The following is a 22,839-nucleotide window of genomic DNA, read 5'->3' on the forward strand; positions in this document are numbered from 1 at the left end:
GTTCTACCCTTAATCGGTTAAAGTCAGGCTGCGGCTCCCGCCACACGCTTTTCACGGTTGAGAGACTGCAGAGCCGACACGTCGACAATCAGCGCCACGCTGCCATCACCCAGGATGGTCGCTGCCGAAATGCCCGGTACTTTGCGATAGTTGCTTTCAAGGTTTTTGACCACCACCTGGTGCTGGCCAATCAGCTGGTCCACCAGCAGCGCATAGCGTTTGCCCGCGCTTTGCAGGATCACCACGATGCCCTGAGTCGCCTCGGTTTTCGCGCCCTGCACATCAAAGACATTCCACAGCTCAACCAGCGGCAGGTATTCGCCACGGACTTCCAGCACGCGCTCGCCACCGGCCAGCGGGTGCAGATCGTCAGCCAGCGGCTGCAGAGATTCCATTACCGCATTCAGCGGCAGAATAAAGACTTCGTCAGCGACGCGAACGGACATGCCGTCCAGGATCGCCAGCGTCAGCGGCAGCAGGATACGAATGGTCGTGCCCTTGCCCTGCTTAGAGGCAATTTCTACGTGGCCGCCCATCTCCTGGATGTTACGTTTCACCACATCCATGCCCACGCCACGCCCGGAGACGTCGGTAACCTGCTCGGCGGTGGAGAAGCCCGGCGCGAAAATCAACATGCCTACTTCTTCATCGCTCATCGCGTCGCTCACCGGCAGGCCGGAAGAAAGCGCTTTCGCCAGGATACGTTCGCGGTTCAGACCGGCGCCGTCATCGATCACTTCGATACAGATATTGCCGCCCTGGTGCTCTGCAGAGAGCGTCAGGTTGCCGACGCCCGATTTCCCGGCCGCCACGCGTTTTTCCGGCGATTCGATGCCGTGATCCAGACTGTTACGCACCAGGTGCGTTAACGGGTCGATAATGCGTTCGATCAGGCTCTTGTCCAGCTCGGTGGAGCTGCCCAACAGCGTCAGTTCAACTTCTTTACCCAGCTTGCTGGCCAGATCGCGCACCAGGCGTGGGAAGCGGCTGAAGACATATTCCATCGGCATCATACGGATGGACATCACCGATTCCTGCAGGTCACGGGCGTTACGCTCCAGCTGGCCCATGCTGTTCAGCAGGTCGCCATGCGCTACCGGATCCAGCTCGTTGGAACGCTGGGCCAGCATGGACTGCGTGATCACCAGTTCGCCGACCAGGTTAATCAGCTGATCGACCTTTTCAACCGCTACGCGGATGCTGGTGGATTCGCTGGCTTTGGCCGCCGCCGGTTTTTTGGCCGCTTCACGTTTGGCCGGAGCCGCCGCTTCCGCTACCGCAACGGGCTGAGGAGCTGGCGCAGGCGCTTCTTCCACGGCAGCCGGCGCGGTTTCTGTCACGGCAGGAGCCGACGAAGCATCCAGGAATTTGATCTGCGATTCTTCAATCACAAAGCAAAGCACGGCGACGATATCGTCCTGACCGACCGAGGAATCCAGCGTGACCTCTACCGAGGTTTCGCCTTTGATCACGTCGGAGACGGTGCCCAGATTGCCCAGCTCTTCCAGCATCAGCGGGATTTCAGTGGGTTTCAGGTTCACCAGCGCCATCCGCAGGCCGGCCGGAGCCGGAGCAGCGGCAGACGCGGCCGGCGCCGCTACGGCTACGGGCGCGCTTTCGCCTTTGGCTTCCAGCGCCAGCTGACGCAGCGCCTGACAGATATATTCAAAGGTTGCAGCGTCCGGCTCGGTCGCGGTTTTATAGGCATCCAGCTGTTCCTGCATAATATCTTTGGTTTCCAAAAACAGGTTGATGATAGGCGTGCTTAGCTGCATTTCGCCGCGTCGCGCACCGTCAAGAATGTTCTCCAGGATGTGCGTGGTTTCCTGTAATACAGTAAAACCAAAGGTGCCCGCGCCGCCTTTGATGGAGTGGGCCGCACGGAAAATAGCGTTAAGCTGCTCCGCATCCGGTTCCTGCGGGTCTAACCCCAACAGGTGTTGTTCCATGTCGGCTAACAGTTCGTCAGCCTCATCGAAAAACGTCTGATAAAAATCGCTGATATCCATGCTCACGGTATCACCTCTGCTGTGAGTCGCGATCGGTCTGGGCCGCTGGCACAGGCGATGCTGGTGTTAAAGTTGGTGCTGCCTGTTCGCCTGGCGGCTCGGCCGGGTTTGGTTTTTTTGCGGCATCGCCCGGAACGGACGGTGCCACGATTTGCTGTAATGCTGCCGGCTCGCTGTCGCTGATCTGTACCGCGTCGCTTTCCGAGTTCTCTTTCTCAATCTGCGCTTCGGTGTCATGGTTCAGCACCAGCAGGCTGATACGGCGGTTGACGGCGGCGTCGCCGCCACGGTTCTTCAGCTTCATGGTGTCGGCCATGCCCACCACGCGCAGCATTTTGTCGCTGGCCAGCCCGCCGATAATCAGCTCCCGCCGCGAGGCGTTGGCCCGGTCGGCCGACAGTTCCCAGTTGCTGTAGCCGCGCAGGCCGTTAGCGTACTGAATATCGTCCGTATGGCCTGCCAGGCTGATCCTGTTCGGAATATCGTTCAGGATCGGCGCAATGGCCCGCAGGATATCGCGCATATAAGGCTCGACGTCCGCGCTGCCGGTTTTAAACATCGGTCGATTCTGGCTGTCGATAATCTGAATACGCAGGCCCTCTTCCACCATGTTGATAATCAGGTGCGGGCGCAGCGCCTTCAGACGCGGATCGGCTTCAATCAGCTGATCCAGCTTTTCGCGCAGACGGTTTAAGCGGATATCGTCCAGCTTGCGTTTCTCCGCGTCCATATCGATAACCTTGTGCACTTCGCCTTTCTGCTGGCTGGGATCCATACCGCCGCCAGGAATAACGCTGGTGCTTTCGCTGGTTTTGGTGCCGCCGGTGATAGCCACCCGCAGCGGCGTCTTAAAGTAATCGGCAATCCCCGCTAATTCCTGAGGCTTGGCGATCGCAATCAGCCACATCACCATGAAAAAGGCCATCATCGCGGTCATAAAGTCGGCATAGGCAATCTTCCAGGAGCCGTGGCCGCCCGCGTGCGCGGAATGCTTTTTCTTCTTAACCAGGATAATCGGGTGATTGTCGTTCTTCATGCGTCCTGACCTTTCGCCGGCGATTTCGCGTTACGAACGTGCTCTTCCAGCTCAGAGAAGGATGGCCGCTCGGTGGAGTACAGCGTTTTACGGCCAAACTCAACGGCGATCTGCGGCGCATAGCCATTCAGGCTGGAAAGCAGCGTGACCTTGATACACTGCATCATCTTGGTGGTTTCAGCACATTTCTGACGCAGCAGTCCGGCCAGCGGGGAAATAAACCCGTACGCCAGCAAAATACCCAGGAAGGTACCGACCATCGCGTGAGCGATCAGCTCGCCCAACTCGGCTGGCGGACGATCTGCCGACGCCAGGGTGTGCACCACGCCCATCACCGCCGCCACGATACCAAACGCGGGTAAAGAGTCGCCTACCGTACCGATAGCCGTAGCCGGTACGTCACATTCGTGTTCGTAGGTTTCAATCTCTTCATCCATCAGGGCTTCGATTTCAAATGCGTTCATATTGCCGCTCACCATCAGTCGCAGATAATCGGTGATAAAGTCCACCAGTCTTTTATCGGCAAGGATGCGCGGGTAATTAGCAAAAATTTCACTTTCCTGCGGACTTTCAATATCGGCTTCCAGCGAGAGCATCCCCTGCTGGCGCGATTTGGCCATCAGGCGATAAAGTAACGCCATCAGATCCATATAAACCGCTTTATTGTATTTCGAGCCTTTCATCAGCAGCGGCATCGCTTTTAACGTTGCTTTAATTGCCTTGCCGTTATTGCCCGCTAAAAATGCGCCAATGCCCGCTCCGCCGATAATTAACAGCTCGGAAGGTTGATAAAGCGCGCCCAGATGTCCGCCTACCATTGCGTAGCCGCCCAACACCGACCCGAGAACCAGGATATACCCCAAAATAACTAACACAATAAATCCTTACGTCTGGCGACGTGTGGGTTAAAGATGAACCGGATTAGGTCAGGTTTATTCCGTCGCGTGGGCAAAAAAAAAGCAGCGGTATTTAACCGCTGCTGGATTCACTCCACGTGGCGAACATTAAACGGCAAGTTTTACCTGTTCATCCAGCAGTTGTGAAATGTTATCGGCAGGTTCTGCGATAAGTTTACGTCTTTTTACCGCACGAGAAGGCGGCTGGCACAGGCTGCAAACAAAGCTGCCGACCGGCTGGTGCGCGTGGTTAATAAAGCTTCCGCCGCAGCATTTGCAGTCGGAAAGCTCCAGCATGCCGCTCTCAACAAACCGGACTAAGGTCCAGGCGCGGGTGAGCGCCAACAGCGGGCCTTCGTCCTGTTGCGGGCATTGCTCCAGGTAGAGACGGTAGGCTTTAATCACCGCGTCCACACCGGTGCTCAAACCGCTTTTGAGTAAAAACTGCCAGGCGTTACAGAACATAGAAGAGTGAATGTTCTGTTCCCAGGTCATAAACCAGTCGGTAGAAAAAGGCAGCATGCCTTTTGGCGGCGGGCTGCCGCGCAGTTCTTTATAAAGTTTAATTAAGCGGCCGCGGCTTAGCTGCGTTTCGCTTTCTAACATTTGCAGGCGAGCGCCTAAAGTAATTAATTCAATCGCCAGCTGAATATCACGCGCTTCCTGAACAATACTTTTTTCACTCATTAACTCGCCCTCTTTTTCGGCAGTTCGTCATTTTTAGCTGATGCATTACGCAATAAACGGCTGGATAACAAAATGCCGGTGTGGATTTGCTGCAAATCATCCACGCGAGATTCCTGAGTTAAGCGATTAATCGTTACGTGATCGGTAAAGCGAAACTGGCATATCAGCTGATTTGTCTCGGCCAGCTTCACCATTTCTGGCAGCGTTAAGTGAGCGAGCGCATCGGCCATCTGCTCATCAATGCCCAGACGAAACATTGCTGAGGCTTTTTCCTGATTAATAAGGCGTTGAGCAAGTAATAAATAAGACAAGTTGATATCGTAAATATTTTTTAGTAATTCTGATGTACCCATTTTTATCCGTCCTGACTGACACGACTTAAACGTTGGCGGATTGCGCCGCTACCTTTGTTGCTGCTGGTAAATCTTATTGTGGCAAAAAATTAAGTGGCAAAAGCCAAACGTTCGCGAAGCTCCAGGCGGCCCTGAAAGCGGCCTGCAGAAAGTAGTCATTAACTCATTTTGCCGGTTACTGCTCCCTTGTTTTCGTCCGCTTCCCTGACGTTCTCCCTGACTGAAAGTTGCTCTGGTTTAGGACTATTCCGAAAACAACGCAACTTTATCTGCTCTAATTTCCGGATACAACGGAGGCCAGCTAAAATTTTAGATAAAGTGTGATCCAGATCACACTTTTGGGGGTAATTTGACAAAATTATCCTTCAGAAACGCTGTTGATTAGTTCACTAACTAAGCAAATTTGGACTTTTTTGTTAAATTTTAACCCTACGCGATCATTTACCGATGAAAATGGTTCCTTTTACGTCGATTGAATGGAGGAATGATGTGTTTACGCGCACAACTGGATGTAAAAACGCATAAAAGACAAATATGCAGAGGAATATGCTGATTTTTGTATGTTAAGCATGTGTAAATCGTAATCACTAAAGGTAACTATCGACAGGGGCAATGATGCGTGCAGAGTAAGATATTGCAGGTTTGCGACAGGAAGTGTTTAGGGAGTGTAAGCCGCGTCAGCCCTGTGTTTAGCGGGTGCCAGCGGATGTAACCAGGGGTAACATTAGCAACGCGAATGTTTGTGCCAAAAATTTAACCTCAGGCAGTAGGTATCGGCACGCGCCTTGTTTTCTTTAGTAAAAAGTGATTTTTTTCCTTTTTTTTCTTTCCGGTGGTCCTTTTAAGGCGCTTTTTTGAGCAATACGGACTTAAAAAATTAAAAAAAAAAGGGCAACCCACGGTCGCCCCTAAATTAACTGGCATGACTTATGCTAGACGGAGAGCGTCGCCGCTTTATCCGCCCCGCCCTGTGCCTGGCTACGTACCGGCAATGCCTGGAGATCTTTCAGATAGGATTTGCGCCAGTGCGTAATATCGTTCTTACGCAGCACGTCCATCATGTCGTTGTAGCGTGAGATACGCTCGTCCAGCGGCATGGTTAACGCCTGGTTCAGCGCGGCAGCCACTTCATCACGATCGTAAGGGTTAACGATAAGCGCGGAGGTCAGCTCGTTGGCCGCCCCGGCAAAGCGTGACAGCACCAGTACGCCAGGATCTTCCGGATTCTGCGCGGCCACATACTCTTTTGCCACCAGGTTCATCCCGTCACGCAGCGGCGTCACCAGACCAATATCGGTCAGGCGGAAGATTTTCATCAGCAGGCGGCGATCGAAATGCTGGTTCAGGTAGTAAAGCGGCGTCCAGCCCAGCGTGCCGTATTTACCGTTAATGCGGCCTGCTTCCGTTTCCAGCTGATGACGAATATCCTGATAGGCCTGCACGTCGCCGCGCGAGGTTGGCGCAATTTGCGAATAGCGGATTTTCCCACGATGCTCGGGGAAGTTTTCCAGCAGCGCTTCATAGGCAAGGAAACGCTCCGGCAGCCCTTTCGAGTAGTCCAGGCGCTCACAGGCAATAATGTTTTTGGCGTCGCCGAGGTCGCGTTTCATCGCGGCCATCTTCGGCGGCAGCGGCCCTTCAGCCATCTCTTTAATGCTGTCCGGCTCGATGCCTATCGGATACACCTCGGTAGAGAACTGATTGCCGAACGCCACGTGCGTTTTGCCGTTGGTCTGCACGTTGGTCAGCAGCGCCAGTGACTCCAGGAACGCCATACGGTCGCTCTCTGTCTGGAAGCCCAGCAGATCGTAATCGCACATCATCTCCAGCAGCTCATTATGCGGCGGCAGCGCGTTGAAGATTTCCGGCGTCGGGAAAGGAATATGCAGGAAGAAGCCGATGCGGTTTTTCACGCCCAGCTTGCGCAATGCGGCGGCGAACGGCAGCAGATGATAATCGTGGATCCACAGCACGTCGTCCGGCTCAATCAGCGGCAGCAGGCGTTTCGCCAGCATGGTGTTGACGTGACAATAGCCATCCCAGGCCTCGCGCTGGAAGTTTACCAGATCAAGGCGGTAGTGGAAGGCTGGCCAGACGACCGCATTGGAAAATTGCAGGTAATAAAGGTCGTAATCGTTTTGATTAAGGCCAAAAGAAGCGTAGGTGACGTTATCTTTTTCAAACAGATCCATCTCCTTGTCTTCTTCGCCGATCTCGTTGATTTCCCCATTCCAACCAAACCACAGGCCGCCGGTGGTTTTCAGCGCATCCATAATGCCAACGGTCAGTCCGCCCGCGCTGGTTTTTGACCCATCCGGTACGGCGATGCGGTTAGATACGACTACTAAGCGACTCATAACCTTGACTCCTTAATGACTTATCGTCTTGATCTAGTTTTAATAATGTTTGCTCAAGCCAGTGATAAACGGCCTCGACGTCAGCCAGGCGATAGCCCGCTTTTGTCTCACCTTCACCTACCTTGATTGCGATGCCGTCCAGGGCATTGACCGCTTCAAAACCTGCCTCATCGGTCAAATCATCACCTAAAAATACCGGCGTTCTGCCGGCAAAAGGGGCCTGCTGCATAAAATCGGCAATGGCGGCACCTTTACTGACGCCTTTCGGCTTTAGCTCCACCACGCATTTGCCTGGCTGTAGCGCCAGCTCGGGAAAGCGTTGGGTCATCGTTTCCGCCAGCGTCAGGATAGCCTGCTGATAGTGCGGTGCGCGGCGGTAGTGCAGCGCAAATGCCATGCCCTTCGTTTCCAGCTGCGTATCCGGCATCTTCGCCACGGCTTCGCTCAGCAGCGACGTCAATGAGGCAGAGACGTCGTCCGGCAGGGAAAGCCGCTCGGTATGCCCGGCTGCATCGCGACGCTCCGCGCCGTGCACGCCGGCCAGCGGAAAGCGCAAAGGCGCCACCAGCGCATCCAGCTCGCGCGTCGGACGGCCGGAAACCAGCGCCAGCGCGCCGTCGCTCAATTCGGCCAGGCGAGAAAGCGCGGCTTTGGCCGCAGCAGGGATAAAAACCTCTTCCGGGCGTGACTGGATAGCGGCCAGCGTGCCGTCCACATCAAAGAAAAAAGCGTAACGTCCTTCAGGCACTAAAGGGGGTACGGATTCCAGCGTATTCACAAATATTCCTCCTGATTATGTGTGCCACGGCGCTACGTCGGCCCAATGTCTGGACTGACGTTGGCGGAAACAGACGTCAGGTCTGCTTTGCCCACAACGCACGAGGAAAAATTTTTTGTCAGCGGATGTGGCGGAGCGAGAAAGAGGATGCGTTAGAGAGGGTATTCGGCGCTGATTCCTTCTGCATAATCTCTGCACGCCTCGTGCAGTCTGTCTCATCTCGTTGCCACATACGTAACAACATCAGCTATCAGTATAGTCACTGATAGCGGCCCTGCCAGACGTGCTGGCTCCGGGGCCGCTTGTTACGCCTCTAACATGGCAAATAATCGCGACAAAAACCCCAGGAGTAATACGAAATTGTGAAATTTTTGGTAGAAACAGGAAAGTTGGTGTTGAAATGTTAGCGCGCTGTTGTTCCTGCCCGTCAGGCGACGGGCGACATCCACAGCGTATTCAGGTTGTAATGGCTCCAGGTCTCCGCCTCTTCCGGCCCGGCAATACTGTCCCAACAGTAGCGATCGGCCAGATCGATTACTTCCGGCCGCAGCATATGATTGGCGGAAAGCGAATAGAACACGCAAACCCTGGGCAGCAGCAGCGAGCTTTCGCCCGGTTCAATCACCACGGCCACGCGACCGGAAGCCAGACGCACGATTGAGCCGACCGGATAGATGCCGACGGCTTTCACAAAGGCGTAAAAGATTTTGCGATCGAAGTGCCCTTCCCAGCTGGCCATCTGGTGCATCGCGCTGGCCGGATTCCAGCCCGCTTTATAAGGACGATTGGAGGTGACGGCGTCATAGACGTCGCAAATCGCCGCCATGCGCGCCAGCTGGGAGATATCTTTGCCTTTCAGGCCGTGCGGGTAGCCGCTGCCGTTGATTTTTTCATGATGATGCAGCGCCACGTCCAGCACCGCTTCGTTTTCACCGCTGCGGCGCAGCAGATCCTCGCCCATGACCGGATGCTGTTTCATCACGTCGAACTCATCGTCCGTGAGCTTGCCGGGCTTGTTGAGGATCTCCAGCGATACGCCCGCCTTGCCGACATCGTGCAGCAGGCCGGCCGTGCCTGCCAGGCGCGTCTGTTCATCATTGAGGTTAAGCTGGCGGGCGAGCGATACCATCAGCGCGCAGACCGCCACGGAGTGCAGGTAGGTATAATCATCGTGCGTTTTCAGCCGCACTACGCTCAGCAGCGCGGCCGGATGGCGGCTGAGGGAACCGCCGATTTCGTCCACCAGCGGCAGCGTGCTGCGGGTATCAATCGTTTTACCGAGGCGCGCATCGTTGAACATGCTCATCACTTCGCCTTTGGCATGCAAGCAGATCGCCTGCGCCTGCGCGATCTCTTCATGGATACCCGATACCCTGGGCAGGGCAAGCTGTTCGTGAAGCGGATCCTGACTGTCCGGGCCACGCCCTTTCTCCAGATCGATCCAGACTTCTTTTATGCCGCTTTCCACGATGACGTCAATCTGCTGCTGCGTGGTAAGCAGCATATGGTTACGCACGAGGGGATGCTTCAGCCAGAAAACTTCCAGCTTGTGCACGTACATGCCGGTGCGCAACTCGTGTATCTGAATTCTTATTATCATTTCCCCCCTCCTGCCCCTCCTGCCTTTTCCTCCAATCTGCACAGGTATCGGCGGCACGAAAAAAACCTTCAGCCATTGTCGCCGCTTATTTTGCTTTTTTCGATTTATTTACATTGCCCGGGGCAGGCTGTTCGCCAGCCTGAAAAGGTAAGTCGTTTTCAGGCTGGAAGGCGAAGAGGGCATTACGCCGTACGGAGGTCGGCTTCGGGAAGATTAGTGAATAACGTTGTCGTCGCTGGCGGAACGGCGATTCAGGGCTTCACCGGCGCTGACCTGAGCATGGCGAAGCTCTCTGATAGCGGCAAGGCAGGCTTTGCGGTGCTCTTCATCCGTTTGTCGGGCCGCCAGCGCGCGCAGTTCATTAATAAGCGAGGCAAGATTAAGCGGGCGCTGCTGCTCAAGAAGCGCCAGCGTGGCTTCTCCCAGCATCAGATCCCGTAATTTTTCAGAATGGCGATGGTCCATGGAAACTTCTCTGGCTTGTCTGCCGCGTGGATCGCTTTCCGCGTGGCAGGACGGAACGCCTGAACCCACGCGGAAAGAAAAAGCAGGTCGAACGAGCGGTGGGCTACGCGGGCGTTTAGCTTTCGCGACCGAACAGCATAGCAATCAGTTCGTGATGATGTTTTTCGAGGTCGGGCTCACTGACATCGGCCAGGCGGCTCAGCAGCTTTGCACAGATTGACTGGCGATTAACCGTCATGCCGGATTTTAAAATCTCCATCACTACCTCACCCAGCGTTTCCTGATGAGAAGGTACAGCAGCGTCATGGGCGCCGAAGTAGAGGCTCATGTCCGCAGTTTGTGTGTTGAAATTATCCTGACGCATAATGGATCCTCTTAAGCAGGTGAAAGAATGCCCGAAGGGGGTAACGTTTCTACCCTGTACAGCTTTTCAATTAATGTACAGTATCTTAAAAGTCTGGGGCGGATTTTTTTTGCAAAAAATGCTTTTTTGAGACATAAAAGGCGTTATTTGGTCACATTTTAGTTAATAACTAACAACCTTTTCTCAAACTATTTAGCCGGTTATAACAAAAACAGGAAATGACAGGCTTAAGCGCAAACTTGTACAACCAAGAGTAAAAACGGGGGAGAACGGCTGTCTCCCCGCGATGACGCCTTATTTTTTCGGTACGTTTACTGCAGATTTGCCTACGGTTTCGTTTTCGATTGGCCCTGATGCGCCAAGATCGGTGCCGGTGACCGGATTCACCGTGGTATCGGAAGCGGTACGCAACGCCAGATTATCCAGCTCGGTTTTCTGATCGGACGGCAGCGTGATGCTGGCATAACCGTCGCCGCCATCTACCGCCGGTGCCGGATCGGCTACGTAGGTGAAGTTTTCGTCCGAGTTCCAGCTTCCACGCACCTCGCCGCCTTCTGACATATTGTAATAAACGTTTGAGTACTGCTCGATAGGCGGCAGCTTGCCGACCGGGAAGTTATTACGAATGGAATAAAGCGCCTTTTCAAAAGAGATCTGATGCGCAACTTCGCGGGTCATCAGAAAGCCTAACGCATCCTTAACGCCCGGATCGTCCGTTACGTTAATCAGGCGCTCATAGAGGATTTTAGCGCGCGCTTCGGCGGCGATATTAGAGCGCAGATCGGCTGTAGGTTCGCCGATGGTATCAATATAGGCTGCCGTCCACGGCACGCCGCCGGAGTTGGTCAGCGCCGGGCCGCCGCCGTAAAGAATCGACGTCAGGTGGCTGTCGTTACCATTGCCGGTGATGGAGCGGTACAGCTCGCCCTCTTCTTCCGTGCCTTCGGCCAGCTTGCCTTTGGCGCCTTTGTTCAGCATCCCGACCAGCGAACCGATAATTTCCAGGTGGCTCAGCTCTTCGGTGGCAATATCCATCAGCATATCGCGACGGCCTTCGTCTTCGTCCGACAGGCCCTGGGTAAAGTAGCGGCAGGCCGCGGCCAGCTCGCCCTGTGGCCCGCCGAACTGTTCCAGCAGCAGGTTAGCCAGTCCGGGATTTGGCTCGGCAACGCGAACGGTATACTGCAATTTTTTTACGTGTCTGAACATAGCTCACTCCAGTCAGAAAAGGCTTCCGGCAATCTGCTCTGCGGCAGATCTCTCCGCTCTTTATTGCTGGTTTTCATACCTGAGTTATGGCGGCAGAAATAGATTACATGGGGTATTTCTGCTTGAGGATATTCAACGTCACTATTCAGGTTTAAAAACCTCGTTTAAAGCATAGTTTACTTTTTTCCCCTGCAAGGTACCTGAGCGGAAAGTAAAACGAATAAGATTAGTCCTGGGTGTTAATTACGGCCAGGGAAAAACAGAATTGCGTCCTGCCAGGCTAAATAGCTGTTTTAACCCGCCGTCTTAGCGAAATAATTATCATTAAGATTGCCATGCGAATTACGCAGCGATGATTGCTGCCGTATGGGATTTCTTATTTCGTGTTGGCCGGAATAAAACACCTGAATAATCTGCATTTGTACGAAATAGTTTCCGCGCGGCCTGGTCTCGTTTTTTGTGGTCTATGCTTGCCCTCGGGTTTTCATAGTGAGGAGAAAGCAATGAAGTACAGAAAACTGGGCCATTCCGGCCTGATGGTTTCTGAGCTGACGCTCGGGACGTTAACCTTTAACGGCCAGGCCGGCTTTGAAAAAACCGGCAACGTCGATGTTCGCCAGGCCCGCCGTTTTATTGAGATAGCGCTGGAACGAGGCGTCAATACCGTGGACACGGCCGACCTTTATTCCAAAGGCGGGGCGGAAGAAACGCTGGGCGAGGCGCTGGGTGGCAATCGTCAGCGCGTTATCCTGGCCACGAAAGCCCGCAGCCCGATGAGCGACGATCCTAACGACAGCGGCGCCACACGCTTTCATCTGATTAAGTCCTGCGAGAACAGCTTAAAGCGTCTGAAAACGGATCATATCGATCTCTATCAGATCCATAACTGGGACGGCGTGACGCCGGTGGAAGAGACGCTGCGCGCGCTGGAAGATCTGGTGAAAAGCGGCAAAATCCGCTATTTCGGCACCTCGAACTATACCGGCTGGCAGATGATGAAAACGCTGGGCTGCGCCGAAGTGAATCATCTGCTGAAGCCGGTAAGCCAGCAGATTTACTACACGCCGGAGTCGCGCGAGGCGGAGTTCGAGCTGCTGCCGATGGCGCTGGATCAGAATATCGGCACGCTAATCTGGGGGCCGATGGGCGAAGGTCTGCTGACCGGCACCGTACAGCGCAATGTGAAAACGCCAGCGACCTCCCGTCAGGGCAACGGCTGGCCGGAACCCTACGTGCACGATATGGAGCACGCTTACCGGGTTATCGACGTGCTGACCGAAGTAGGCAAAGAGCATAATGTATCGACCGCGCGGGTCTGCCTGGCCTGGCTGCTGACGCGTCCGGGCATCACGTCGCTGATTGTTGGCAACCGCACCGAACAGCATTTGCAGGACAACCTGGCCGCAGCGGAGCTGACGCTGAGCGAAGCGCAGATCAAACGTATTGAGCAGGCGACGCGTCCTGCGCCGCGCTATCCGTACTGGCACCGTTTCACCAGCGGCATGGACAGACTGGATCCTGCGGAAAAAGTTTTTCTGGATGAGTATCAGCAAACGCTGGAAGAACGGAAAGATCTCGACCGTAAATAATCTTTTTGCGGCTAACGAACCCGGCTGACGGGTTCGTTTTCGCGTTTATCGTTGGCCCTTTTATATCTTGTTCACCTGCCTTTATATTCCGCCTTAATCCGTAGCCTCGCCCGTAATAAAAAACAGGCCGCCGCACTTTTGTTATCGCTGTCCGCACAACGCAACGGCGCAATTGGTCTGCGGCTATACTGATAAAAAAACAAAAGGAGAAGGATATGAAACTTGCCGTATTTGATATTGGCGGTACCTCGTTAAAAATGGGCGTTGTAACGGATAAAGGCGACATTCTGGCCAGTGATAAAGCGGATAACGAAGGATCGCGCGAGGCTATTCTGGGCGCTATCCTGGACTGGCTGGAAAAAAAACCCGGCTGCGAAGGCATTGCCGTTAGCGTGCCGGGCTATGTCGATCCGCACAACGGGTTTGTGTCGATGGGCGGCACGGTCAGGGCATTTGATGATTTCCACCTGAGTAAATGGCTGACGGAAAAAACCTCCCTGCCCGCCACCGTGGAAAACGACGCGCACTGCGCCCTGCTGGCCGAACGCTGGCTGGGTAAAGCACGCAATATGTCCGATTTTTTGATGATCACCATCGGCACCGGGCTGGGCGGCGCGGCCTTCTGCAACGACGCGCTGGTACGAGGCAAGCAGGATCGCGCCGGCGAGTTCGGCTGCCTGCTGGTGGCGCGTCCCGCTGGCGGCAGCGTCAGCCACTATACGATGGGCGACAACTGTACGATGACCGCGCTGCGCAAAAGCTATGCGCTGCACAGCGGGCGTGATGTGGACGAGGTCAGCGGCAAAGACGTTTTTTCCGGCTGGGATAATAAAGAGCCGGTCGCCACCAGGCTGGTCACCACCTTTTATCAGGATCTGTGCGCCGGCATTTATAACCTGGCGAACGTATTCGATCCCGAATGCATTTTTCTGGGCGGCGGCATCACCGAGCGCGAGGATTTTCTGGAGGAGGTGAAGTTTCATCTGGCCTGGTTCGGCAAAACCATCCCGGTGGATACGGCCACCTTCGGCAACGATTCCGGGATGTTAGGCGCGGCCTGGCACTTCCTGCAAAGTAACCAGCGCGATACCCACGGCTGACAGGCGTATCAACGCGCACGGGCGCCATTGGCAAGGCTAAGCCCAGCAACATCGCTGGCGCGCTTGTCAGGCAATCCACAGGCGCCAACGGCAAGGCTCGCCAACGCTCGTCAGGCAGCTCACGGGCGCCGTCGGCAAGGCTAAGCCCAGCAACATCGCTGGCGCCATTGGCAAGGCTATACCAATAACCCTGTCAGCACTCGTTGGGCAGCCTGCCGTTATGCTGGCTACGCCAGCCTCGCTAGCGCGCTCGTTGGGTGGTCAGCGCCAGCGACCAGAGATTGCGCTGGCAGCGGGGGCAACTCAGCTGCTGCTGCGCCTGTAGCCGCTGCGTTTCTCCGCAATGGTTGCAGGCGTAGAGGCCATCTGCGGGCACGCAGGTATAATCCTGCCGATGTTGAGGCGGCAGCACGGAAAGGCCCGGCCGCACCTCGTGCCGATCGTAGTAGTAAGCGCTGATATCGCCGTCCAGCTCGATCAGCGCCAGCCGGATCTGACCCAGATGCTCCACGCCCTCCTGCCGCAGCTCCATAAAGAATTCGTCTTCAGAAATGTTCAGCCCGTCCAGGCTGTCCAGCACATACAGGCCGTCCTGAATCAGTGTGATCACTTCGCCCTCCACCCATCGGGCGACCCGTGAGCTGCGTGCGGTCAGAAAAGTCGTAAAACGATAAAGTACTAGCAGCACCAGGAAAACCATCGCGACCGGCAGCACAGGCACATCATCATAAAAAGTGACGTCTCCTGAGGCCGATCCCAACGTCAGGATAATCACCAGCTCAAACAGCGACAGCTGGCGAATGCCGCGCCTGCCGGAAACTTTCAGAAAGAGAAAAACAACGATGTAGGCGAAGAGTACCCGAACCGCGACCTCGCCTAAAAAAGTAATGGAAAGATCGTTCAAGAAAAAGCGGTGCCAGTCGAAAGAAAACATAAGCGTGCGTGATTATCCCAAAGAAAAAAATGATAAGGCGTCAGTGGAAAAGTTGATATTTTATGACATTTTCCTGCGCAGAAAGCCATTATTAAGATGCATAAAACGAGGCTGGTGGCCCTGCATCCACGCTGGATTTTACTTAGCGCAAAAAAGAAATAAGCGGCTCTTATCCTTCTGCTCCGGCGCAACTATTATTTCCGCTGCAGTATAAGCTGCTTTATTAACCGGGGACGCACCTTTAAGAAAAAGCGAATAAATTCCTGTTATTACAATCTGTTGCCGGAAAGTTCCGATCAATGCCTTGCCTGCCGCCCGCATTCAGCGATACTGTATATAAACACAGTTAAACCGGAATAAGCATTATGCAGCCGATTTCCCCTGCTGAAATTATGGAAGATCTTTTTTTACCGCTGTTTATTGAGCGCGTACCCTGCGGCTTTCCCAGTCCGGCCCAGGATTATATTGAGGACCGTCTGGATTTGAATAAGCTGGTGCTGCGTCATCCCAGCGCCACCTATTTTATCAAAGTAAGCGGCGACTCGATGATTGAGGCCGGGATCGGCCATGACGATCTGCTGGTGGTCGATCGTTCGCTGACCGCAGAGCATGGCGATATCGTGGTAGCGGCCGTGGCCGGTGAATTTACCGTTAAAGAGCTACGCCTCCGCCCTTTTTTACAGCTGATGCCGCGCAATCGTCACTATTCTCCGATTACGTTTCACGATGCGGAAGAGCTGGAAATTTTTGGCGTGGTCACTTTTATTCTGAAATCCACCAAAAATGTTCGCGCTGGTTGACGTCAACAGCTTTTATACCTCCTGCGAAACGGTGTTCCGTCCCGATTTGCGCGGCAGGCCGGTGGTGGTCGTTTCCAACAACGACGGCTGTATTATTTCCCGATCGGCCGAGGCAAAAGCGCTGGGCATTAAAATGGGCGAACCTTATTTTAAAATTAAACAGGATCTCCAGCGTCAGCAGGTGCAGGTTTTCAGCTCAAACTATGCGCTGTATGCCGATCTCAGCCATCGGGTGATGACCCTGCTTGGCGAGCTGGCGCCTGCGAGCGAAATTTACTCTATTGACGAGGCTTTTCTGGATCTGACCGGCGTCAGCAACTGTCTCTCGCTGGAGGATTTTGGCCGCGACATCCGGCAGCAGGTGCTGAAAGCTACCGGCCTGACGGTCGGCGTCGGCATCGCGCCAACCAAAACGCTGGCCAAGCTTGCTAACTATGCGGCGAAGAAGTGGAGCAAAACCGGCGGCGTGGTCGATCTCTCCGATCCGGCGCGCCAGCGCAGGCTGCTGCCGCTGGTGCCGGTTGAAGAAGTCTGGGGCATTGGCCGTCGCGTCGGCAAGCGTTTGCAGCTGATGGGCATTAAAAACGCGCTGGATCTGGCCGACAGTCCCGTCCCCACCCTCCGCAAGCACTTCAGCGTGGTGATGGAGAGAACGGTGCGCGAGCTGCGCGGCGAATCCTGCCTGGCGTTAGAGGAAATGGCACCCGCTAAACAGCAGATCGTCTGTAGCCGCTCTTTCGGGCACCGCGTCACCGACTATCAGGATATGCATCAGGCGATCTGCGCCTGGGCCGAACGCGCGGCGGAAAAGCTGCGCGGCGAGAAACAGTATTGCCGCTTTATCAGCGTTTTTATCCGCACCAGCCCGCACGACGACAACGGCACCGGCTATAACAACCAGGCCTCCGGCAGGCTGCTGCTGCCCTCGAACGATACGCGCGATATTATTCGGGTGGCGACCGAGGCGCTGGACCGTATCTGGCGCGAAGGCGAACGCTATATCAAAGCGGGCGTGATGCTGAGCGATTTTTACAGCGAAGGCGTGGCGCAGCTGGATCTGTTTGCCGAAACGCAGCCGAAGGCCAACAGCGCGGCGTTAATGACCGCCATTGATACGCTGAACCGCTCCGGCAAAGGGAAAGTCTGGTTTGCCGGACAGGGCATTGAGAAAAGCTGGTCGATGAAGCGGGAGATGCTCTCTCCCGCCTGGACCACGCGCTACAGCGATTTGCCGACGGCGAAGTAAAACGAGCGACGGGCCAGCCCGGCAAACAGCGCCGACAGCACCAGCAGCGCCAGGCCGAAGGCGAACGGACTCCACCAGCCGGCCGCGTCAAACAGCAGGCCGCCCAGCCCCGCGCCAAGCGTGATCGCCATCTGGATCACCGCCACCATCAGGCCGCCGCCCGCTTCGGCATCGTCGGGCAGCGCGCGACTTAGCCACAGCCCCCACGCCACCGGCGCAGGCGTCGCTACCAGCCCCCAAAGCGCCAGCAGCACGCCGGTCAGCAGCAGAGAATGCCCCAGCGCGATCAGCAAGGCGGCCAGCAGCGCCATGCCGAGCGGAATGGCGATCAGATAAGCGTAGAGGCGGCGCTCAAGCAGCGTACCGATAAGCCAGGTGCCGATGAGTCCCGCCCCGCCCAACAGCAGCAGCAGCAAAGAGAGCTGGTTGACGTTGGCGCCGGTGACGGTTTCCATAAACGGGCGCAGATAGGTAAAAATGCCAAACTGCCCCATAAACAGAAACATAATGCCCGCCATGCCCAGCGCCACGGGCGGCCGAACAAGCAGGCGCAGCGGGTTGGCGGCTTTGTTGCGGCCGTTGCCGGGCAATGATGGAATGCTGCGCCATTGCCAGATAAAGGCGATAACGGCCAGCGGCACCACCATAAAGAACGCCCCGCGCCAGCCAATATACTGCCCAAGAAAACTGCCCAACGGCGCGGCGACGGTAGCGGCCAGCGCGTTACCGCCGTTGATCAGCGCCAGGCCCTTCGCTACCGCGTGAGCAGGCACAAGGCGCATCACCGTCGCCGTCGACATCGACCAGAAGCCGCCAATGGCGATCCCCAATAGCGCCCTGCCGACCATAAACATCAGGCCATTGGTCGAAAAGGTTACCGTCAGCCCGGAAAGCGTCAGCAGCAGCGTAAAGGCGATCAGCACTTTTTTACGATCGAAACGCCCGGTCAGCGGCGTGTTAAGCAGGCTGGTGAGCACGGCAAAAAAACCGCTGACGGAAATTGCCTGTCCGGCATGGCCCTGACTGATCCCTAACCCCTGCGCGATGGGCGTCAGCAGGCTGACCGGCATAAATTCTGAGGCGATCAGCACCACTACGCCAAGCGCCATCGAAAAGACGGCGCCCCAGGCAGGGTGATGACGAGATTGTTCCGCTACAGCACTATTCATGAACGATTCCGATATTATTAACACTTGCGCTATTTTGCACGCTGGCCGGGTTAATGATTAGACGGGCGTAATCGCATGTAATTGTGAATTTTTTGCATCAATCAACGAACGCAAAGCCTCAAAGACCCGTGAGCACGCATAAAGAGCGGCACTGCAGGGCTTTGGAGTTTTGTGCGCCGCAGGCAGGCGAAGCGGTAAAAGAGATAGAGTAATGCGATCGGATGGGGTAATTTTTACGCGCTTGTGAAATTTAATCAGCAATTCTGCGTGGATACTATGAACGATATCGTGGCCTTTCTGGCCGTTGCCCGGGCGCAAAGCTTTACCAAAGCCGCCGCCGGTCTTGGCGTCAGCCCTTCGGCGCTGAGCCATACCATTCGCAATCTGGAAGAACGGCTGGGCGTGCGCCTGCTGGCGCGCACCACGCGCAACGTTGCGCCTACCGAAGCCGGCGAGCGTCTGTTGCAGTCGGTTGGGCCGCTTTTCGATCAGATTAACAGCGAAATTGACAGCATTGGCGAGCTGCGCCATACGCCTGCCGGTAATATTCGCATCACCTGCTCAGACGACGCGGCGGAAAATTTGCTGCGGCCGATACTGCCCGCGTTTTTCAACACCTATCCTGATATCAGCGTAGAGATCTGCATTGATTACGGCTTTACCAATATTGTCAGCGAGCGTTTTGATGCCGGTATTCGTTTAGGCGAATCGATCAGCCGGGATATGATCGCCGTGCGCCTCGGGCCGGACTGGCGTCTGTCCGTGGTCGGCGCGCCGGACTATTTCCGCCGCAATCCACATCCTGTCGTTCCGCAGGATCTGACCGCCCATCGCTGTATTAATATCCGGCATTCGGTCGGCGGCAGTATTTACGCCTGGGAATTTGAAAAAGACGGGAAAAAACTGAATATCAAGGCCAACGGCCCGCTGTTGTGCAACAGCAATATTCATATCCTGAACGGCGCGCTGGACGGTATCGGCCTGGCCTGCATCCCGGATTTTATGGCGAAACCCCATATTGAGGCGGGTCGGCTGGTAGAGGTACTGGCGGACTGGTGCCCGACGTTTGAAGGATTTCATCTTTATTATCCCAACCGTCGCAACACTTCTTCGGCGTTTTCCGCCTTTGTGGAAGCGGTCAGGTATCGCGGGCCGCGCTGAGATGCGGTTATCCGGGCAGAACAGGCAAAACCCGTCCTGCCCGGTGATTAACCTTGGTGGCTAAAATGAAGCGCTACGGTTACAGCAGGTTTTTCTCGGCCAGATCCAGCGCAAAGTAGCTGAAGATCAGATCGGCGCCCGCACGCTTGATGGCGCCCAGGCTTTCCAGCACCACTTCGCGCTCGTTGATCGCCCCCGCCTGCGCGGCGAACTTCAGCATTGCGTACTCGCCGCTGACCTGGTAGGCCGCCAGCGGCAGCTCGGTACGTTCGCGCACGTCACGGATGATATCCAGATAGGCACCCGCTGGTTTTACCATCAGCGCGTCCGCGCCTTCAGCCTGGTCGATTAACGACTCGCGGATCGCTTCGCGGCGGTTCATCGGGTTCATCTGATAGGTTTTGCGATCGCCCTTCAGCGAGGTGCCTGCCGCTTCACGGAACGGGCCATAGAAGGAAGAGGCGAACTTGGTGGAGTAGGACATGATAGCCGTATCGGTAAAGCCCGCTTCATCCAGCGCGTGGCGGATAGCCGCGACCTGACCATCCATCGCGGCGGAAGGCGCGATAAAGTCGGCACCCGCGCGCGCGGCGGCAACCGCCTGCTTGCCCAGGTTAATCAGCGTGGCGTCGTTGTCCACGCCATGATCGTGCAGCACGCCGCAGTGCCCGTGCGAGGTGTATTCGCAAAAACAGGTATCGGACATAACGATCATTTCCGGGACGGTCTCTTTACAGATACGGGACATGCGCGAAACCAGCCCGTTTTCCTGCCAGGTATCGCTGCCGTCGGCGTCGGTATGATGAGAGATGCCGAAGGTCATTACCGAACGGATGCCCGCTTTCGCGATGCGCTCGATCTCATAGGCCAGACGTTTTTCCGGAATACGCATCACGCCAGGCATGGCCTGAATCGCTTTATAGTCGTCCAGACCCTCTTCAACAAAGATCGGCAGCGCCAGATCGTTAATGCTGAGCGATGTTTCCTGAAACAGCGAGCGGAAGGAAGGCGTTTGACGCAGGCGTCGTGGACGAAGAATTGGGGATAGAGTCGACAAAACAACCTCGGTTTAGCAGATAGTCAGCGGCAGAGAGGCGCCGCAGGGATAAAAAGAAAGTCCGTTAACAGTATACCCACAGGCGCTTTCTGACAATGTCTGTCGCTTTTCTTCACTGGCGAACGGCACAGAATGCCTGGGTTATTATCCGCGACGCCGCCTCTGTTGGCCGCGCTGAAATAAGTAACAGACAGGCGGTAATCCTGGTGAGAATTTTCATGATCGGACGCCATGACATCCTGAAATTATGCCCGGGCTTGTAAAGCCTCTGGCCACTAACGCTAATCGTTTTTCGGGTGTGGTTCAGCACTCAGTCATTTTGTGGGCATATCAGTTCAGGCACGGCAAATGAAGGCGGACAAAAAGCAGTCCCATCCCTGAGCCGTAACGCTCATTCCGTAAATTGCAGTTCCAGATGGACGTCGCGCAGAACTGGCGCTAAAGACGTTTCGCCACGGACGGGTTTCGGCCTGACGGCCCATTTGCGCAAGCGTCCCTTTTTTTAGGTCTATACTCAGTGAGCCAGGTATATGATTTAAGTAGACAATTTGCTGTCACCGGGAAAAGGGAAACCTTAAATTTATAATATATAAGCTTGTTTTTGTTGTATTTTTTTCTGTGGCGCTTTGCATGATAAGTCAGCGTCCATATCACCCCTGACGACTATGGAGGCGTATCGATGGATTTTCTTGGCTGGACAGCCGCAACGGGCGGGCTTTTATTACTGATGTCGCTGGCATCAGGCTGGATCAATCGCGGCCCGATCACCACGTTTTCTCTCTACCTGATTGCCGGCGTAATTTGTGGCCCCTGGGTGCTGGATCTGCTGCATATCGATATTGCCGCTCATGCCGAACTGACCGCTCACCTTACCGAGATCGCAATGGCGGCCTCGCTGTTTATCACCGGGCTGAAACTCAGGCTGCCGTTCCGGCATCAGGGCTGGCGGCTGGGGATGCGGCTGGCTTTCCCCGGCATGCTGCTGACCGTGCTGGGTATGTCGCTGGCGGCACACTATCTGGTCGGGCTTTCGTGGCCGTTTGCCATCGCCTTTAGCGCCATCGTCGCGCCGACCGATCCCGTACTGGCCAGCCTGATTTCCGTTAACGATGCCCGCGATGACGACAACCTGCGCGTGTCGCTCTCCAGCGAGGCCGGGATGAACGACGGCACCGCCCTGCCGCTGCTGATGCTGGCGGTGACGCTGCTGACCACGCAGCAGGAAATGACGCTGGATCTTTTCCGCCACTGGGCGTTAAAGGACGTGCTCTGGGGGATCACCGGCGGGCTGGGCATCGGCTTTGTGTTTGGCCGCTTTGTCGGCCAGTACGTCACGCACCTGCGCTACGCGCATAAAGATGTCGCCCCGAATGATTTCCTGGCGCTGGCGCTGATTGCGCTGAGCTATGCGGCGGCTCAGGCGCTGGACGCCTCCGGCTTCCTGGCCGCTTTTGCCGCTGGCGTGGGTCTGCGTCGGGCGGAAGTCAACGTTATCCGCCGCCAGCCTGCCGATGCGTTTGACGACAGCGACCATCGCCCACCGGCGGAGGTGCTGGTCAATCCGCATATCCGTCATGAATCTCTTGATCCGGATCCGGCGCGCTCGGTAGGCCTGGTCGTCGGCGATGCGCTGTCGTTCGGTGATACCGTGGAACGCCTGTTTGCGGCCGGCATTATTATCGTGCTGGGCGTGACGCTGGCGCATCACTGGGATCCGGACGGGCTGCTGATGGCGCTGGTGCTGTTTGTATTTATCCGCCCTGCGGCAGTATGGCTCGGCACGACAGGCATTAAAGTGCCGTGGCAGCAGAAGATGATTATCGGCTGGCTGGGGATCAGGGGGATTGGCAGTATCAACTATATTGCCTGGGCCTATACGCACGGCGTGGCGGGCGAAGAGATGACGCGCATGGCGAATATCGCCTTTACGTTAATCGTTGCCAGCGTCATCGTGCATGGGATTTCGGTCACGCCGCTGCTCAACTGGCGGCAGGCCAAAATAGCCGCCGCCAAAGAGCAGGACGAATAA

Annotated in this window: 20 protein-coding genes; 6 read left to right on the plus strand and 14 right to left on the minus strand. The window is 55.6% G+C overall.

Annotated features, from left to right (window positions below):
• Nucleotides 1-23: 23 nt before the first annotated feature.
• The 11 genes from cheA to AB3U87_RS01605 form a co-directional block, all read right to left on the minus strand.
• Complete coding sequence (cheA, locus tag AB3U87_RS01555) at nt 24-2,009, minus strand: chemotaxis protein CheA (protein WP_301252255.1); 1,986 nt, start codon at nt 2,007-2,009, stop codon at nt 24-26.
• A gap of 10 nt (nt 2,010-2,019) precedes the next feature.
• On the minus strand, nt 2,020-3,045 hold the full coding sequence (gene motB, locus AB3U87_RS01560) for a flagellar motor protein MotB (RefSeq protein WP_253460650.1): 1,026 nt from the start codon (nt 3,043-3,045) through the stop codon (nt 2,020-2,022).
• Nucleotides 3,042-3,920, minus strand: a complete 879-nt coding sequence (motA, locus tag AB3U87_RS01565; RefSeq protein ID WP_125287943.1) for a flagellar motor stator protein MotA — start codon at nt 3,918-3,920, stop codon at nt 3,042-3,044. Before motA ends, motB begins: the two co-directional genes overlap by 4 nt.
• Before the next feature lie 129 nt (nt 3,921-4,049).
• Nucleotides 4,050-4,628 (minus strand): flagellar transcriptional regulator FlhC, encoded by a 579-nt coding sequence (flhC, locus tag AB3U87_RS01570; RefSeq protein WP_125287944.1) that lies wholly within the window; start codon nt 4,626-4,628, stop codon nt 4,050-4,052.
• Nucleotides 4,628-4,981: a flagellar transcriptional regulator FlhD gene (flhD, locus tag AB3U87_RS01575; protein WP_253460647.1), complete on the minus strand. Its 354-nt coding sequence runs from the start codon at nt 4,979-4,981 to the stop codon at nt 4,628-4,630. Before flhD ends, flhC begins: the two co-directional genes overlap by 1 nt.
• A 932-nt stretch (nt 4,982-5,913) precedes the next feature.
• A complete protein-coding gene (otsA, locus tag AB3U87_RS01580; protein ID WP_253460644.1) occupies nt 5,914-7,338 on the minus strand; it encodes an alpha,alpha-trehalose-phosphate synthase in 1,425 nt (474 codons plus the stop codon).
• Nucleotides 7,313-8,116: a trehalose-phosphatase gene (gene otsB, locus AB3U87_RS01585; protein WP_253460640.1), complete on the minus strand. Its 804-nt coding sequence runs from the start codon at nt 8,114-8,116 to the stop codon at nt 7,313-7,315. The genes otsA and otsB overlap by 26 nt, the downstream gene beginning before the upstream one ends.
• Before the next feature lie 427 nt (nt 8,117-8,543).
• A complete protein-coding gene (locus AB3U87_RS01590) occupies nt 8,544-9,716 on the minus strand; it encodes an HD-GYP domain-containing protein (RefSeq protein WP_253460637.1) in 1,173 nt (390 codons plus the stop codon).
• A gap of 213 nt (nt 9,717-9,929) precedes the next feature.
• The gene (locus AB3U87_RS01595) at nt 9,930-10,181 is read right to left on the minus strand and encodes a hypothetical protein (RefSeq protein ID WP_253460634.1); all 252 of its coding nucleotides are present in this window, start codon (nt 10,179-10,181) and stop codon (nt 9,930-9,932) included.
• Between the two features lie 115 nt (nt 10,182-10,296).
• Nucleotides 10,297-10,545, minus strand: coding sequence for a regulatory protein YcgZ (gene ycgZ, locus AB3U87_RS01600; protein ID WP_253460631.1), 249 nt, complete (start codon nt 10,543-10,545; stop codon nt 10,297-10,299).
• A gap of 294 nt (nt 10,546-10,839) precedes the next feature.
• On the minus strand, nt 10,840-11,754 hold the full coding sequence (locus AB3U87_RS01605) for a manganese catalase family protein (RefSeq protein ID WP_253460628.1): 915 nt from the start codon (nt 11,752-11,754) through the stop codon (nt 10,840-10,842).
• A gap of 503 nt (nt 11,755-12,257) precedes the next feature.
• Between AB3U87_RS01605 and AB3U87_RS01610 the strand changes: the two genes are divergently transcribed.
• Entirely contained in the window at nt 12,258-13,343 is a 1,086-nt protein-coding gene (locus AB3U87_RS01610; RefSeq protein ID WP_253460625.1) for an aldo/keto reductase, read from the plus strand.
• A gap of 215 nt (nt 13,344-13,558) precedes the next feature.
• Entirely contained in the window at nt 13,559-14,443 is an 885-nt protein-coding gene (locus AB3U87_RS01615; protein WP_253460622.1) for an ROK family protein, read from the plus strand.
• Between the two features lie 241 nt (nt 14,444-14,684).
• Here the strand turns inward: AB3U87_RS01615 and AB3U87_RS01620 are convergent, their stop codons facing one another.
• Nucleotides 14,685-15,377, minus strand: coding sequence for a DUF421 domain-containing protein (locus AB3U87_RS01620; RefSeq protein ID WP_370734234.1), 693 nt, complete (start codon nt 15,375-15,377; stop codon nt 14,685-14,687).
• Between the two features lie 365 nt (nt 15,378-15,742).
• On the opposite strand from AB3U87_RS01620, the gene umuD reads away from it, so the two are divergent.
• Both umuD and umuC read left to right on the plus strand, forming a co-directional pair.
• On the plus strand, nt 15,743-16,177 hold the full coding sequence (gene umuD / locus AB3U87_RS01625; protein WP_253460616.1) for a translesion error-prone DNA polymerase V autoproteolytic subunit: 435 nt from the start codon (nt 15,743-15,745) through the stop codon (nt 16,175-16,177).
• Complete coding sequence (gene umuC / locus AB3U87_RS01630; RefSeq protein ID WP_253460613.1) at nt 16,161-17,423, plus strand: translesion error-prone DNA polymerase V subunit UmuC; 1,263 nt, start codon at nt 16,161-16,163, stop codon at nt 17,421-17,423. The genes umuD and umuC overlap by 17 nt, the downstream gene beginning before the upstream one ends.
• On the opposite strand, the gene AB3U87_RS01635 is transcribed toward umuC, so the two are convergent.
• Nucleotides 17,396-18,592 (minus strand): MFS transporter, encoded by a 1,197-nt coding sequence (locus AB3U87_RS01635; protein ID WP_370734235.1) that lies wholly within the window; start codon nt 18,590-18,592, stop codon nt 17,396-17,398. The genes umuC and AB3U87_RS01635 overlap by 28 nt on opposite strands.
• Before the next feature lie 276 nt (nt 18,593-18,868).
• Between AB3U87_RS01635 and AB3U87_RS01640 the strand changes: the two genes are divergently transcribed.
• On the plus strand, nt 18,869-19,753 hold the full coding sequence (locus AB3U87_RS01640; RefSeq protein WP_253461292.1) for a LysR family transcriptional regulator: 885 nt from the start codon (nt 18,869-18,871) through the stop codon (nt 19,751-19,753).
• Nucleotides 19,754-19,832: 79 nt separating this feature from the next.
• On the opposite strand, the gene hemB is transcribed toward AB3U87_RS01640, so the two are convergent.
• Nucleotides 19,833-20,810 carry a porphobilinogen synthase gene (hemB, locus tag AB3U87_RS01645; RefSeq protein WP_253460606.1) on the minus strand — a complete coding sequence of 326 codons (978 nt, stop codon included), beginning with the start codon at nt 20,808-20,810 and terminating at the stop codon, nt 19,833-19,835.
• Between the two features lie 679 nt (nt 20,811-21,489).
• Here hemB and AB3U87_RS01650 point away from each other — a divergent pair.
• Complete coding sequence (locus AB3U87_RS01650; RefSeq protein ID WP_253460603.1) at nt 21,490-22,839, plus strand: cation:proton antiporter; 1,350 nt, start codon at nt 21,490-21,492, stop codon at nt 22,837-22,839.

It is taken from the genome of Erwinia plantamica (assembly GCF_043420595.1).
GTDB lineage: Bacteria > Pseudomonadota > Gammaproteobacteria > Enterobacterales > Enterobacteriaceae > Erwinia > Erwinia aeris.

Bases quoted from the DNA above. Each gene is read 5' to 3' on its own strand.
- cheA (WP_301252255.1), bottom strand. From the start codon at position 2,009: ATGGATATCAGCGATTTTTATCAGACGTTTTTCGATGAGGCTGACGAA.
- motB (WP_253460650.1), bottom strand. From the start codon at position 3,045: ATGAAGAACGACAATCACCCGATTATCCTGGTTAAGAAGAAAAAGCAT.
- flhC (WP_125287944.1), bottom strand. From the start codon at position 4,628: ATGAGTGAAAAAAGTATTGTTCAGGAAGCGCGTGATATTCAGCTGGCG.
- flhD (WP_253460647.1), bottom strand. From the start codon at position 4,981: ATGGGTACATCAGAATTACTAAAAAATATTTACGATATCAACTTGTCT.
- otsA (WP_253460644.1), bottom strand. From the start codon at position 7,338: ATGAGTCGCTTAGTAGTCGTATCTAACCGCATCGCCGTACCGGATGGG.
- AB3U87_RS01590 (WP_253460637.1), bottom strand. From the start codon at position 9,716: ATGATAATAAGAATTCAGATACACGAGTTGCGCACCGGCATGTACGTG.
- AB3U87_RS01595 (WP_253460634.1), bottom strand. From the start codon at position 10,181: ATGGACCATCGCCATTCTGAAAAATTACGGGATCTGATGCTGGGAGAA.
- ycgZ (WP_253460631.1), bottom strand. From the start codon at position 10,545: ATGCGTCAGGATAATTTCAACACACAAACTGCGGACATGAGCCTCTAC.
- AB3U87_RS01605 (WP_253460628.1), bottom strand. From the start codon at position 11,754: ATGTTCAGACACGTAAAAAAATTGCAGTATACCGTTCGCGTTGCCGAG.
- AB3U87_RS01610 (WP_253460625.1), top strand. From the start codon at position 12,258: ATGAAGTACAGAAAACTGGGCCATTCCGGCCTGATGGTTTCTGAGCTG.
- AB3U87_RS01615 (WP_253460622.1), top strand. From the start codon at position 13,559: ATGAAACTTGCCGTATTTGATATTGGCGGTACCTCGTTAAAAATGGGC.
- AB3U87_RS01620 (WP_370734234.1), bottom strand. From the start codon at position 15,377: ATGTTTTCTTTCGACTGGCACCGCTTTTTCTTGAACGATCTTTCCATT.
- umuD (WP_253460616.1), top strand. From the start codon at position 15,743: ATGCAGCCGATTTCCCCTGCTGAAATTATGGAAGATCTTTTTTTACCG.
- umuC (WP_253460613.1), top strand. From the start codon at position 16,161: ATGTTCGCGCTGGTTGACGTCAACAGCTTTTATACCTCCTGCGAAACG.
- AB3U87_RS01635 (WP_370734235.1), bottom strand. From the start codon at position 18,592: ATGAATAGTGCTGTAGCGGAACAATCTCGTCATCACCCTGCCTGGGGC.
- AB3U87_RS01640 (WP_253461292.1), top strand. From the start codon at position 18,869: ATGAACGATATCGTGGCCTTTCTGGCCGTTGCCCGGGCGCAAAGCTTT.
- AB3U87_RS01650 (WP_253460603.1), top strand. From the start codon at position 21,490: ATGGATTTTCTTGGCTGGACAGCCGCAACGGGCGGGCTTTTATTACTG.